General features: G+C 68.7%; 10 protein-coding genes, 1 tRNA gene and 1 riboswitch. Of the genes, 8 read left to right on the top strand and 3 right to left on the bottom strand.

Annotated elements, in window-relative coordinates; all coding sequences use genetic code 11:
* Window positions 1–917: 917 nt before the first annotated feature.
* Both C7444_RS16210 and C7444_RS16215 read right to left on the bottom strand, forming a co-directional pair.
* Window positions 918–994, bottom strand: a tRNA-Pro gene (locus C7444_RS16210).
* Window positions 995–1,022: 28 nt separating this feature from the next.
* Window positions 1,023–1,964: a polyprenyl synthetase family protein gene (locus C7444_RS16215; RefSeq protein ID WP_110401899.1), complete on the bottom strand. Its 942-nt coding sequence runs from the start codon at window positions 1,962–1,964 to the stop codon at window positions 1,023–1,025.
* Window positions 1,965–2,307: 343 nt separating this feature from the next.
* On the opposite strand from C7444_RS16215, the gene rplU reads away from it, so the two are divergent.
* From rplU to C7444_RS16250, 7 genes are all read left to right on the top strand, one after another.
* Window positions 2,308–2,619 carry a 50S ribosomal protein L21 gene (gene rplU / locus C7444_RS16220; protein WP_110401900.1) on the top strand — a complete coding sequence of 104 codons (312 nt, stop codon included), beginning with the start codon at window positions 2,308–2,310 and terminating at the stop codon, window positions 2,617–2,619.
* A gap of 30 nt (window positions 2,620–2,649) precedes the next feature.
* On the top strand, window positions 2,650–2,907 hold the full coding sequence (gene rpmA, locus C7444_RS16225; protein ID WP_110401901.1) for a 50S ribosomal protein L27: 258 nt from the start codon (window positions 2,650–2,652) through the stop codon (window positions 2,905–2,907).
* Window positions 2,908–3,061: 154 nt separating this feature from the next.
* Complete coding sequence (gene cgtA, locus C7444_RS16230; RefSeq protein ID WP_110401902.1) at window positions 3,062–4,165, top strand: Obg family GTPase CgtA; 1,104 nt, start codon at window positions 3,062–3,064, stop codon at window positions 4,163–4,165.
* A 46-nt stretch (window positions 4,166–4,211) separates the two neighbouring features.
* Window positions 4,212–5,330 carry a glutamate 5-kinase gene (proB, locus tag C7444_RS16235; RefSeq protein WP_110401903.1) on the top strand — a complete coding sequence of 373 codons (1,119 nt, stop codon included), beginning with the start codon at window positions 4,212–4,214 and terminating at the stop codon, window positions 5,328–5,330.
* 136 nt (window positions 5,331–5,466) lie between these two features.
* Complete coding sequence (locus tag C7444_RS20315) at window positions 5,467–5,835, top strand: hypothetical protein (RefSeq protein ID WP_170130778.1); 369 nt, start codon at window positions 5,467–5,469, stop codon at window positions 5,833–5,835.
* Between the two features lie 206 nt (window positions 5,836–6,041).
* Window positions 6,042–6,692, top strand: a complete 651-nt coding sequence (locus C7444_RS20320; RefSeq protein ID WP_170130779.1) for a hypothetical protein — start codon at window positions 6,042–6,044, stop codon at window positions 6,690–6,692.
* A gap of 41 nt (window positions 6,693–6,733) precedes the next feature.
* Entirely contained in the window at window positions 6,734–9,646 is a 2,913-nt protein-coding gene (locus C7444_RS16250) for a YjbH domain-containing protein (RefSeq protein ID WP_170130780.1), read from the top strand.
* A 7-nt stretch (window positions 9,647–9,653) separates the two neighbouring features.
* On the opposite strand, the gene metH is transcribed toward C7444_RS16250, so the two are convergent.
* Window positions 9,654–12,425: a methionine synthase gene (gene metH, locus C7444_RS16255; protein ID WP_110401906.1), complete on the bottom strand. Its 2,772-nt coding sequence runs from the start codon at window positions 12,423–12,425 to the stop codon at window positions 9,654–9,656.
* Between the two features lie 76 nt (window positions 12,426–12,501).
* Window positions 12,502–12,580, bottom strand: a riboswitch (S-adenosyl-L-homocysteine riboswitch).
* A 79-nt stretch (window positions 12,581–12,659) separates the two neighbouring features.
* Here metH and C7444_RS16260 point away from each other — a divergent pair.
* The gene (locus C7444_RS16260) at window positions 12,660–13,244 is read left to right on the top strand and encodes an OmpA family protein (RefSeq protein ID WP_146219416.1); all 585 of its coding nucleotides are present in this window, start codon (window positions 12,660–12,662) and stop codon (window positions 13,242–13,244) included.
* Window positions 13,245–13,248: the final 4 nt, after the last annotated feature.

Below are 13,248 nucleotides of genomic sequence, written 5' to 3' on the forward strand. Positions count from 1 at the left end.
GCGGCAGCGGCGAGGGCGGTCAGGGCCAGGCGGGTGGCGGAACGGCTCATGGGTTTGTCTCCTGTGGTGTGGGCGGGAAAGTGCCGCTGTCGCGGTGCACTGAACATTAACGTCGGTTAACTTGTTGTTTATTCAGGGTTAACCTTGTGTCGGCGTGTGCTGTTGCTTTGAGGTGACACGCCGCTGACGCATTCTGCAAGTCAGTTCCGATCAGGCCTGAGCGGGTTTGCCTTGTGTACTGGGCAATTACCTGGGGGTTCCACGCCCGGGGGGCGCTCCCGCGCTGCATTCGTGGCGCTTCCCAGGCGTCGCGATGCTTGTTTAGTCGTGCGTGTATCTGTTTATCAGGGTAGGTCTGCGTCTGAGTTTCACGACATTTCAGCGTCGGAGGGGCTCCTGACGCGTCAGCAGACGTTCAGATGCCGGCTGGGCGTGATGACCCTCGGGTGAGGGGTGGGGGGGCGTGCCGCTGATGCGGGCCGTCCTGGTGCCGGGGTGCGGAGATCCGCGGGGGAAGGGTCCTGGAACGGGTTCGCCGTCCCGACGTCTCGCCGGCCATGTCTGCCTGCCTGCCTGCGTGCGGCCGTCCCCGGCTTTGCCTGGGTCGACGTCCGCGACGTGCCGGCGGCTGATGTCTCGTGGGGCCCGGGGCCCGGGGCCCGGTCAGCTTGGTGATGGATCCGCGTGCAGGCCGACGCGGACGACTCCGTGACGAGCGGGCCTTTGTCGGCCTGTCGGCCAATTTTGTCCACATCCAGGCGGAGCAGCCTGGTCACGCTGGCCCGAGGGGCGGTGGCCCATCCAGCGTGGATGTGAATGCATCGGCGGCGTGCGCGGCCGAGGTTGATGGTTCTTCCAGAAACGACAAAACCCCAACGAGTGGGGTTTTGTCTGCCCTTGATGGCCAAGGAAAATTCTGGTCGGGGTGAGAGGATTCGAACCTCCGGCCTCTACGTCCCGAACGTAGCGCTCTACCAGGCTAAGCTACACCCCGATTTTTCTGCTGTCTTCTTGGCAATTTTTTAGTTTTGCCTGTCAACTGCAGAGAGGCATAACTTTAGCAGTGAATTCTTGAATTGGGAAGGGGGTAGTGCAGAAATATGTGATTCCGCCCGGCTCGCCTCGGCGCGGGCGGCTTCGCGCGTGCCTTCCAGGGCGCCGGTCAGGCGCACGATCTCGATGATCTCGGGCAGGCGCTCGACCTCGCCGTGCTCGATGGCGTGGCGGATGACCTCGCGCTGGGCTGCGCTGCCGTTCGACATGGCCAGCAGCAGCGGCATGGTCGGCTTGCCTTCGCGCAGGTCGTCGCCGACGTTCTTGCCCAGCTGGGCGGCGCTGCCTTCGTAGTCCAGCAGGTCGTCGACCAGCTGGAAGGCGGTGCCCAGGCAGCGCCCGTAGGCCGCGCAGGCCTCCTCGACCTCGCTGCTGGCGTCCGCGAGCAGCGCGCCGAGGCGGGCGCTGGCCTCGAACAGCTTGGCGGTCTTGTAGCGGATGACACGCAGGTAGTCCTCGATCGAGATGTCGGGGTCGTGCATGTTGAGCAGCTGCAGCACCTCGCCCTCGGCGATCACGTTGGTGGCGTCGGCCAGCACTTCCTGCACGCGCATGCGGTTGACCGACACCATCATCTGGAAGGCGCGTGAGTACAGGAAGTCACCCACCAGCACGCTGGCGGCATTGCCGAACAGGGCGTTGGCCGTGTCGCGGCCGCGGCGCAGCTGGGACTCGTCCACCACGTCGTCGTGCAGCAGGGTCGCGGTGTGGATGAATTCGACCGTGGCGGCCAGCTCGAAGCGGGCGTGGCCCTCGAAGCCGAGCGCACGCGAGAACAGCAGCACCAGCAGCGGACGCAGGCGCTTGCCGCCGGCGCTCACGATGTAGTGCGAGATCTGATTGATCAGGACCACCTCCGAGGCCAGGCGCTGCTGGATGACGGTGTCGACCTGCGCCATCTCGTGCGCCATCAGGGCGGCTGGCGAAGGCGTCAGGGTGTCGGTGGTGGCTGAGCTCACGGGGGTTCTGATCGGGCAGGATATGGGGCGAAGGCGCGGTCGGCGCCCCCACGGATGGACCGGGCATTATAGGAAGCTCGCCTGCGGGCCCGACCTGGCGTGTGCGATCCTTGCGCAGTCCACGAGAACAGGCGCGTGGACCTGTCGGATTTTGTGCTATGCTGTCGGGCTTCGCGTGGGTCAAGTGTGAGTTGCGCCTGCATCATGGGCTCGTCCGTTCAGTGGATGGCGGGTCCGGGAGTGATGCAGCGCGCGACACATCCGCGCGATTGTTCTTTAGCTGGAAAGGGCTGATATGTACGCGGTCATAAAAACCGGTGGCAAACAATACAAGGTTGCTGCTGGCGAGAAGATCAAGGTAGAACAGATTGCTGCGGAAGTTGGCCAAGAGATTGTGATCGACCAGGTTCTCGCCGTGGGTAGCGGTGCGGAACTGAAGGTGGGCACGCCCTTGGTTGAAGGCGCAACTGTGAAGGCCATCGTGGTGGCCCAGGGCAAGCACGACAAGGTGCGCATCTTCAAGATGCGTCGTCGCAAGCACTATCAGAAGCGCCAGGGTCACCGCCAGACCTACACCGAGCTGGAAATCAGCGCGGTCCAGGCCTGAACGATCCTTCTGTCACCAAGGAGCTGATAAATGGCACAGAAAAAAGGCGGCGGTTCCACACGGAACGGCCGCGATTCCCAACCCAAGATGCTCGGCGTCAAGGCCTTCGGTGGCCAGGTCGTCAGCGCAGGTTCGATCATCGTGCGTCAGCGTGGAACCCGTTTCCACGCCGGCCCGAACGTCGGCATGGGCCGCGACCACACGCTGTTCGCGCTGGTCGACGGTACCATCTCGTTCGCCGTGAAGGGCTCGCAAAGCCGCAAGACGGTCGTCGTCACGCCGGTCTGATCGACCGCGTCGTCCTGACGAACCAAGCCCCGGCCTGCCGGGGCTTTTTGCTTTTCACCGCCTCGCTGCCATGCGTGACGGCGTCGGATGTCCGCCAGGAGGTCCTGCGGCGCCGTGACGCATGTGTGGTGAGTTGGTCTCTGGGAGACAGTCCATGAAATTCGTCGACGAAGTCACCATCGACGTGGCCGCTGGCAACGGCGGTGCAGGTTGCGCCAGTTTCCGGCGCGAGAAGTTCATTCCTTTCGGCGGCCCCGACGGCGGCAACGGGGGGCGGGGCGGCCATGTCTACGTGGTGGCCGACCGCAACCTCAACACGCTGGTCGATTTCCGCTACACCCGTCGCCACGAGGCCCGCAACGGCGAGGCGGGCCGGGGCTCCGACCAGTTCGGCGCCGCGGGCGAGGACGTCACGCTGCGCGTGCCGGTGGGCACCATCATCCGTGACGTCGAGACCGGCGAGATCATCGCCGAGCTGCTGACCCACGACGAGCGCATCATCCTTGCCAAGGGTGGCGATGGCGGTTTTGGCAACCTGCACTACAAGACCAGCACCAACCGGGCGCCGCGGCAGAAGACGCCCGGCTGGCCGGGCGAGATCAAGAACGTGCAGCTCGAGCTGCGCGTGCTGGCCGACGTCGGTCTGCTGGGCATGCCCAATGCCGGCAAGTCGACGCTGATCGCCGCGATCTCGAACGCGCGGCCGAAGATCGCCGACTATCCGTTCACGACGCTGCACCCCAATCTGGGCGTGGTGCGGGTCGGTCCGAGCCAGAGCTTCGTGGTCGCCGACGTGCCGGGGCTGATCGAGGGCGCGTCCGAAGGGGCGGGCCTGGGGCATCTGTTCCTGCGCCACCTGCAGCGCACCCGCGTGCTGCTGCACATGATCGATGCGGCGCCCTTCGACGAGGAGGTCGATCCGGTCGCCCAGGCCAAGGCCATCGTCAAGGAGCTCAAGAAGTACGACCAGGCGCTCTACGAGAAGCCGCGCTGGCTGGTGCTCAACAAGCTCGACATGGTGCCGGCCGAGGAGCGGGCCGCGCGGGTCAAGGACATCGTCAAGCGCCTGCGCTGGAAGGGTCCGGTGTTCGAGATCTCGGCGTTGACGCGCGAGGGCTGCGAGCAGCTGATCCGGGCGATCTACACCCACGTCGCCGCGCTGAACGCGCCGCCGATCGAGGTGCCTGACGTGCGTTTCGCGGCGCTGGACGAGGCCCCGGCTGCCCAGCCCGATCCGACCGATCCGCGTTTCCGCTGATCTTTTCGTTCCTTGTGTCCGTCCTGCAGCCCAGTCGAGTCGTCCCATGAGTGAGGTCCTGAAGAGCGCCCGTCGCATCGTCGTCAAGGTCGGTTCCAGCCTGGTCACCAACGAGGGACGCGGGCTGGATGCGCAGGCCATCGACGCCTGGTGCGTGCAGCTGGCGGCCCTGGTGCGCCAGGGCCGCGAGGTGGTGATGGTGTCCTCGGGCGCGATCGCCGAAGGCATGAAGCGGCTCGGCTGGGCGGCCCGGCCGAAGGAGCTGCACGAGCTGCAGGCGGCCGCGGCCGTGGGTCAGATGGGCCTGGCCCAGATCTACGAGACCTCGCTGCGCCAGCAGGGGCTGGGCAGCGCGCAGGTGCTGCTGACCCATGCCGATCTGGCTGACCGCGAGCGTTACCTCAACGCCCGCTCCACGCTGCTGACGCTGCTGCGTCTGGGGGTGGTGCCGGTGATCAACGAGAACGACACGGTGGTCACCGACGAGATCAAGGTCGGGGACAACGACACGCTCGGCGCGCTGGTGGCCAACCTGGTCGATGCCGATGCGCTGGTCATCCTGACCGACCAGAAGGGCCTGTACTCGGCCGATCCCCGCAAGGATCCCGAGGCCCGTTTCATCCACGAGGCCGTGGCGGGCACGCCCGAACTCGAGCAGATGGCGGGCGGGGCAGGCAGCTCCATCGGCAAGGGCGGCATGATCACCAAGATCCTGGCGGCCCGGCGCGCGGCGGGCAGCGGTGCCAGCACCGTGATCGCCTGGGGGCGCGAGCCCGACGCGCTGCTGCGGCTGGTCGCTGGCGAGTCCATCGGCACCCTGCTGGTGGCCACGACCCCGAAGGTCGCGGCGCGCAAGCAGTGGATGGCCGACCACCTGCAGATGCGTGGAGCGGTCGTGGTCGACGACGGTGCGGCCGTCAAGGTGCGCGACGAGGGCAAGAGCCTGCTGCCGATCGGCGTCGTCGAGGTGTCGGGCGACTTCGTGCGGGGCGACGTGATCGCGGTGCGCTCGCTCGCCGGCCTGGAGATCGCCCGTGGCCTGGCCAACTATGCGGCCAGCGAGACCCGCCTGATCGCTCGCAGGCCGTCGGCCCAGATCGAGGGCCTGCTCGGTTATGCCAACGAGGCCGAGCTGATCCATCGGGACAATCTGGTGCTGGTCTGAGCCTTGTCGCTGTGGTGTTCATGCTGCTCTGCAGCGTGATTCCAGGGGCCGATTCGTGTTTTGTGCACATGCACAACAACCATTCGATTGAAGGGTTGCGCAAGCACAAATCCATACGATCCACCTAGAGGGTTTGATGCTAGGATTTATCGAGAAGAGGGTTGGAATCGACTTTCTTTGGCATGTTCTGGTGCATGCAAACGCACTTTTTTCTCTGGGAAGGTTGATGATGAAAACGTTGATGTCTCTGGTGGCTTCGGCTGTTCTGTTGACCTCGGTGTCCGCCATGGCGCAGGCTCCGGCGGGTGGTTCGGGCGCGGCAGGTGGCGCGGTCGGCAGCATCGCCGGCGCAGCGGTCACGGGCACGGTGCTGGGCCTGGCGGCGATCTCCACGGCAACCGGCATCTCCAATTCGGGCGAAGGTGCCGTCGGCACTTCCGGCACGACGGGGACCGGCACCACGGGCACCGGCACGACCGGCACTGGCACGACCGGTTCGCGCTGAGCGGCCTCGGTCAAAAAAATGCCCCGGAAGGGGCATTTTTTGTTTCTGTTTGTATTTCTGGCCGCCGTCGTGCGGCTGCTGTCTGCCGGGGAGATCTCCTGTTGTCGCTGCGCGCTCGACCGACCTGCCGGGTATTGCTCGGTGCCGCCGTCCTGGCCCTGACCCTGACGGGTTGCCAGGTCACGCCCAGCCCCACGTGGCAGACCGTGCAGTCGTTTGCACGCTGGCCGGGCCGGGCTGATCCGCCTCCGGTGCTCAACCCGGACTACGAATACCTGGCGCTGACGCTGCGGGCCTCCACGGTCTACCTGGCGCTGGGCTACCGCTCCGAGTCGGTCGTGCCCGCGGTGGCACCGTCAGGGACTCCGGTGGTGCTGGAACACTGGTACAGCGCCCGCCGCGAACTGCTCGCCCTGGAAGACGGTCGGTTGCATCAGGTCGTCGGGGCGCCGGTCGAATGGCGTGCCCAGCGGGTCACCGGCCGGCCGAGCTGGTCGGCGCTGGTCGAGCCCGGCGCGGCGCCGGTGGCCTGGACCCGCAGCCGCGACGAGATGCCCGCCTACCGTTATGGCGTGGTCGACCTGATCCGCACCCGCCGCATCGATCCGGCCAAGGACCCGATGCCCGACGAGGTGCCGGCCGACCTGGCGCGTGGCGTCACGTCCGAGGTGGTCTGGGTCCACGACGACGTGCGCAGCACCCGGGCCGATGGCCAGCCCTGGCGGCATGCCCAGTGGTTTGCGCTGACGCAGGCTCAGGGACGCTGGCGGGTGCTGTGGAGCCACCAGTGCCTGGGGCCCGACTGGTGCGTGCAGCTGCGTCCGGTGGCGCCGGTGTCGCCACCGCCGGCGGGCTGATGCTGCCTTCCCCGTTCTTCCTCTCCTCATTCCGTCCGCGCATGACCGATTCGATCCTTGTTCGTGTGTTCACCCCGACCTGTGGCGTGGCGCTGGTCATCGCGACCCTGCTGTGCGCGCCCGCACGCGTCATGGCGGGTTCGCCGGACGAGCCGGTCGCTCAGCCCCAGCGCCTCAGTGCCTGGCTGGAGGCGCATGCGGCGGCGCTGGCCGATCGTTATCCGCTTGGCGCCATGTGGCTGGTCGATGCCGAACGGGTGAGTCAGCAGCAGGAGCGTGAGGCCTTGCTCACGCAGGTGGCTCGCCTGCGCCAGTCGCCCGCTTACCAGCCAGGGGACGTCGATCGCCTGCTCGAGGTGATCCGGGCGCTGCCCGCGACCGGCCGTGTCCGCACGGCGGCAGTCGATGGCCGCTGGCTGGAGGCCAATCCGGCCCGTGACCCGATGCTGCAGCCGGGGGACCGCCTGCATGTGCCGCCGCGGCCGCGCTCGGTGGCGGTGCTGCGCTCGGACGGCCGCTGGTGCCACGTCCTGCATGCCGCGGCCGCCACGGCCCGGACCTATCTGGACAGCTGCCGCACCCCCGAAGGGGCGTCGGCTGACTGGGCCTGGGTGGTGCAGCCCGATGGCCGGCTGCACAAGGCCGGGGTGGCCGACTGGAACACCACGTCACCGCTGTCGCTGGCTCCCGGTGCGTGGATCTGGGCCCCGCCTGCCGCCGACCACGACGCCGAAGCCACCCACGAGGCACTGGCCCGCTGGCTGTCCCTGCAGGGCGCGTCGGGCGATCCGCTGGCCGCCGGTCAGATCCTGCCGATCCGGTCCTCCGATGCCGAACTGCAGGCGCAGCGCAGCGAGCGCTCGCGTGAGGCCGGCAATCGCCCCACCGCCAGCGACTGGGGCTTCGTCGGCCTGATGCAGACCCCCACGGCCCGCATGCGCGAGCCCGGCGACTTCTCGCTGAGCTTCCAGCGGGTCTGGCCCTACACCAATGGCAACGTCTTCCTGCAGCCCTTCGAGGCGCTGGAGGTCGGCTTCCGCTACACCGACGTCGCCAACGTGGCCTACGGGCCGGAAAGCCTGTCGGGCGACCAGTCCTACAAGGACAAGAGCATCGACCTCAAGCTGCGCCTGTGGTCCGAGAGCCGCTGGGCGCCCGAACTGGCCGTCGGCGTGCTCGACCTGGGCGGCACCGGCCTGTTCGGCTCCGAATACCTGGTGGCCAGCAAGCGCTGGGGCGCCCTGGACTTCAGCCTGGGCCTGGCCTGGGGCTATCTGGGCCGACGGGGGGACATGGGCAACCCGCTGGGGGGGCTCAGCGACCGGTTCAAGGAACGCCCGGACAGCAATTCCTTGATGGGGCAGGGCGGCACCGTCGGCTACTCACGCTTCTTCCGGGGGCCGGTGGGCCTCATCGGCGGGGTGCAGTGGCAGCCTGCGGACGGGCCCGTGCTGCTCAAGGCCGAGCTGGATGGCAACGACTACCGCAACGAGCCGCATGGCAAGGCCTATGCGCAGAAGTGGCCGATCAACCTGGGGCTGGTCTATCAGGTGCACCCGAGCGTGGACCTGAACATCGGCTATGAACGTGGCAACAAGGCCTCGCTGGGCATCGCCTTCAAGGTGCCGCTGTCGCGCCTGAGTGCCCGCAAGACGCTCGATCCGGTCCCCGTGCCCGTGGTGGCCACACGCCCGACGGCCGCGCCGGACTGGTCGCGCACCGCGGCCGAGGTGGCCCGTCAGACCGGCTGGGCCCCCGAGGCGGTGACGCTCGACGCGCAGCGCCTGCAGCTCGACTTTGCCGGCGCCTATTCCACCTACGCCCGTGACCGGCTCGACAAGGCGCTGGCGGTGATGCACCGTGACGCACCGGCCTCGGTCGAGACGCTCGAGATCCGGCTGCGCTCGATGGACGAGGTGCAGATGAGCGCCCGCACCGACCGCAGCGAGTGGGTGCGCTCCATGACCGAGCCGCCCCGCACGGCCCGGCCGGCCGATCCGGTGCGCCTGGTCCAGGGCCTCCAGGCCGACGGCCCGCCGCCCGCCGACCGGGCGGCCGTGCGCACGGAGTTCGACCGTCCGCGTCTGGGGGTGCGTCCCACCGTCGACCTGATCCAGACCATCGGCGGCCCCGACGGCTTCGTGCTCTACCAGGTCAGTGCCGCGGCGCGGGCGTCGCTGCGCCTGCCGGCCGGCTGGCAGGCCCGCGGCCATGTGCGCCTGCGCCTGTTCGACAACTACGAGCGCTTCCGCTACGACGGCCCGAGCAACCTGCCGCGGGTGCGCACCCACCTGCGCGAGTACCTCACCACGTCGCGGGCGACCCTCGACAGCCTGACGCTGAGCCAGTCGGCCCGCCTGGGAGCGGACCACTACTACGCGGTCTACGGTGGTTATTTCGAGTCGATGTACGGGGGTGTCGGTGGCGAATGGCTGTACCGGCCGGCGGGCTCGCGCCTGGCGTTCGGCGTCGACGCGAACCGCGTGCGCCAGCGCGACTTCCATCAGGACCTGCGTTTCCGCGACTACCAGGTCAATACCGGCCACGCCACGCTGTACTGGGACACCGGCTGGAACGGCGTCAAGGCCAGCGTCAGCGCCGGCCGTTACCTGGCCGGCGACCGCGGCGCGACCGTGGTGCTGCAGAAGCTGTTCGCCAACGGCGTGTCGATGGCGGCGTTCGCCACCCGCACCAACGTCTCGGCGGCCCAGTTCGGTGAAGGCTCCTTCGACAAGGGCATCGTGGTGGGCATTCCCTTCGATGCCTTCCTGCCCCGCTCCAGCGCCTTGACCGCCAGCTTCCTGTGGCGCCCGCTGACGCGCGACGGCGGCGCGATGGTGGTGCGCCCGGTCAACCTGATGGGCGACACCGTCTGGCTGGATCCGACCGCGCTGTCCTACCGCAGCGCGCCGCTGCCCGACGGCGAGCTGCCGCCGGACGACCGCGCCGACTGAGCGGGGCTCAGTTCAGCACCGGCGCCAGCGCGCGCCGGGCGTCGGCCTCGTCCAGCGCCTGGCGGCGGGCGAAGTCCTCCAGCTGGTCCTCGCCGATCTTGCCGACGTTGAAGTAGGTGCTCTGCGGGTGGGCCAGGTAGAAGCCGCTGACGCTGGCCGCCGGGGTCATCGCCATGCTCTCGGTCAGGGTCATGCCGATGTCGGTGGCCTCGAGCACCTCGAACATGCCGCGCTTGACCAGGTGGTCCGGGCAGGCCGGGTAACCCGGCGCCGGGCGGATGCCGCGGTAGGCCTCGGCGATCAGCTGCTCGTTGCTCAACGCCTCGTCGGCGGCATAACCCCAGAGCTCGGTGCGCACCCGCTGGTGCAGCCGTTCGGCGAAGGCTTCGGCCAGCCGATCGGCCAGCGCCTTGAACATGATGGCGCTGTAGTCGTCGTGGTCGGCCAGGAACTGCAGCTCCTTCTTCTCCACGCCCAGGCCGGCGGTGACCGCGAACAGGCCGATGTAGTCGGGCCGCACGCCCCGGGGCGCGATGAAGTCGGCCAGCGAGCGGTTCGGCCGCTTCACGCCGTCGACCACCGGGCGCTCGCTCTGCATGCGCAGCGGCTGCCAGCGCAGCAGCACCTCGGTGCGCGATTCGTCGGCGTAGATCTCGATCACGTCGTCGTCCACCGTGTTGGCCGGCAGCAGGCTGATGACCCCGCTGGCCTGCAGCCAGCGGCCTTCGATCAGGCGCTGCAGCATGCGCCTGCCGTCGCTGAACACCCGCGTGGCCTCGGCGCCGACGACCTCGTCGCGCAGGATGTCGGGGAAGCGCCCGGCCAGATCCCAGGTCTGGAAGAACGGGCCCCAGTCGATGCACGAGGCCAGCTCGGCCAGGTCCTGGTTGCGGAAGACCCGGCGGCCGATGAACTTCGGGGCCGGCGGCTGGTAGGTCGACCAGTCGATCGGCGTGCGGTTGGCGCGGGCCTGCGCCAGCGTGACCATCGGCGTGGCCTTCCTGCCGGCGTGCTGCTCGCGCACCCGGTCGTAGTCGGCGCGCAGCTCGGCGATGTAGCGCGCGGCCCGCTCGTCGCTGAGCAGGTCGGAGCACACGCCCACGCTGCGCGAGGCGTCGGGCACGTAGACCACCGGGCCGTCGTACTTCGGCGCGATCTTCACCGCGGTGTGCACCCGGCTGCAGGTCGCCCCGCCGATCAGCAGCGGCGTGCCTTTGCTGCGGAAATACTCGTCGCGCTGCATCTCCGCGGCCACGTGCTGCATCTCCTCCAGGCTGGGCGTGATCAGGCCCGACAGGCCGATGATGTCCGCGCCTTCTTCCTTGGCCTTCTTCAGGATGTCCTGGCAGGCCACCATGACCCCCATGTTGACGACCTCGAAGTTGTTGCACTGCAGGACCACGGTGACGATGTTCTTGCCGATGTCGTGCACGTCGCCCTTGACGGTGGCGATGACGATCTTGCCCTTGGGCTTGACGTCGCCGCCGGCGCTGGCCAGGGCCAGCTTCTCGGCCTCGATGTAGGGCAGCAGGTGGGCGACCGCCTGTTTCATCACCCGGGCTGACTTCACCACCTGCGGCAGGAACATCTTGCCCGCGCCGAAGCGGTCGCCGACGATGTTCATGCCCGCCATCAGCGGGCCCTCGATGACGTGCAGCGGCCGTCCGCCCCGGGCGGCGATGGCCTGCCAGGCCTCTTCGGTGTCGAGCTCGATGAAGTCGGTGATGCCGTGCACCAGCGCATGCGACAGGCGCTCGTCGACCGACACCGGCTGCTCGGGCGTGCCGCGCCAGGCCAGGCGGGCGCTCTCGTCCTTGGCCGCGCCCTTGGCGCTGTCGGCGATCTGCACCAGGCGCTCGCCGGCGTCGGGGCGGCGGTTCAGCACCACGTCCTCGACGCGCTCGCGCAGCGTGGGCTCGAGATCGTCGTAGACGCCGACCATGCCGGCGTTGACGATGCCCATGTCCATGCCCGCCTGGATCGCGTGGTACAGGAACACGGTGTGGATGGCCTCGCGCACCGGCTCGTTGCCGCGGAAGCTGAAGGACACGTTGGACACGCCGCCCGACACCTTCGCGCCCGGCAGGTTCTGCTTGATCCAGCGCGTGGCGTTGATGAAGTCGACCGCGTAGTTGTCGTGCTCCTCGATGCCGGTGGCGATCGCGAAGATGTTGGGGTCGAAGATGATGTCCTCGGGCGGGAAGCCGACCTCGTCGACCAGCACCCGGTAGGCGCGCTCGCAGATCTGGATCTTGCGCTCGTAGGTGTCGGCCTGGCCTTGCTCGTCGAAGGCCATCACGACGGTGGCCGCGCCGTAGCGCCGGATCAGCCGGGCCTGGCGCTTGAACTCGGCCTCGCCCTCCTTCATCGAGATCGAGTTGACGATGCCCTTGCCCTGGATGCACTTCAGGCCGGCCTCGATCACGTCCCACTTCGACGAGTCGATCATGATCGGCACGCGCGCGATCTCGGGCTCGCCGGCGATCAGGTTCAGGAAGCGCACCATCGCCGCCTGGCTGTCGAGCATGGCCTCGTCCATGTTGATGTCGATGATCTGGGCGCCGTTCTCGACCTGCTGGCGCGCGACCGCGAGCGCCTGCTCGAACTGGCCGTTGAGGATCATGCGCGCGAAGGCCTTCGAGCCGGTGACGTTGGTGCGCTCGCCGATGTTGACGAACAGGCTGCCTTCGCCGATGGTCACCGGCTCCAGGCCGGACAGCCGCAGGGGCGGTACGGCGGCGACGGAGGTGCGGGCGGCGGAGGTCGATTCGGAGGTCATGGGCGTCGTGGCGGCAGGCAGGTCGGGACGGACCGGCCTGAGCGGCACACCACGGCTCACCCGCCGTGCCGATCAGGCCGGGTGAGCGTCGTTGACGAGGTCCCGAGCCTGGCGGCCGGCACCAGGGCCGGACCGTTGCAACGCTCCTCGGGAGGCCCCGATTGTACTGGCCTCGCCGCCGCGGTGGCGGCGGCCCGGCTTGTGGGCCCGCAGGGGAGCGCACACAATCGGATCGTGAAAAAAGTCACGATCCTTGTCGGTGGCCGAGGTCCTGTGCCAGCGCTGCTGCGCGGTGTGGCGCTGGCCGCGCTGTGCACCGCCTGTGCGGGTCCGCCCGGGCGGGCGTCGGATGTCGAGGGCGGCGCGCGCGTGCCGGCCGCGGCAGCCGGCCCGGCGGCGGCGGAGCCGTCGCCCTGGCCGGCACTGGTCGTGCAGCTGCAGCAGGACGCCGCCGGCCTGCCGGGGCTGCAGGCCGGGCTGATCGAGGAGGGCGGCGCTTCCGGCCTGTCCGGCCTGGACCTGCGCTTTTCCCGCGAGCTGATCTTCGAGCCCGGCCGTTCGCTGATCCGGCCCGAGGCGCGGGAGTGGCTGAACCGGCTGGTCGATCCGCTGCTGGCCCAGCCCCGCTGGCTCGTCGTGGTGGAGGCCCCCGGCGACCTGCCGCCCGGCCGCGAGCCCTGGCGCGCGCGCGACCGGGCCGATGCGGTGCGCGACTACCTGGTCAACCAGGGCGTGGCCGCCTCGCGCTTCCTGCCGCCGGCCTCGACCGAGGGCCCGGAGGTGGTGGTGCGCATCACCGGGCGGCGGTCGATGCGGTGAGCGT

The sequence above is a fragment of the Sphaerotilus hippei genome (assembly GCF_003201595.1).
GTDB lineage: Bacteria > Pseudomonadota > Gammaproteobacteria > Burkholderiales > Burkholderiaceae_C > Sphaerotilus > Sphaerotilus hippei.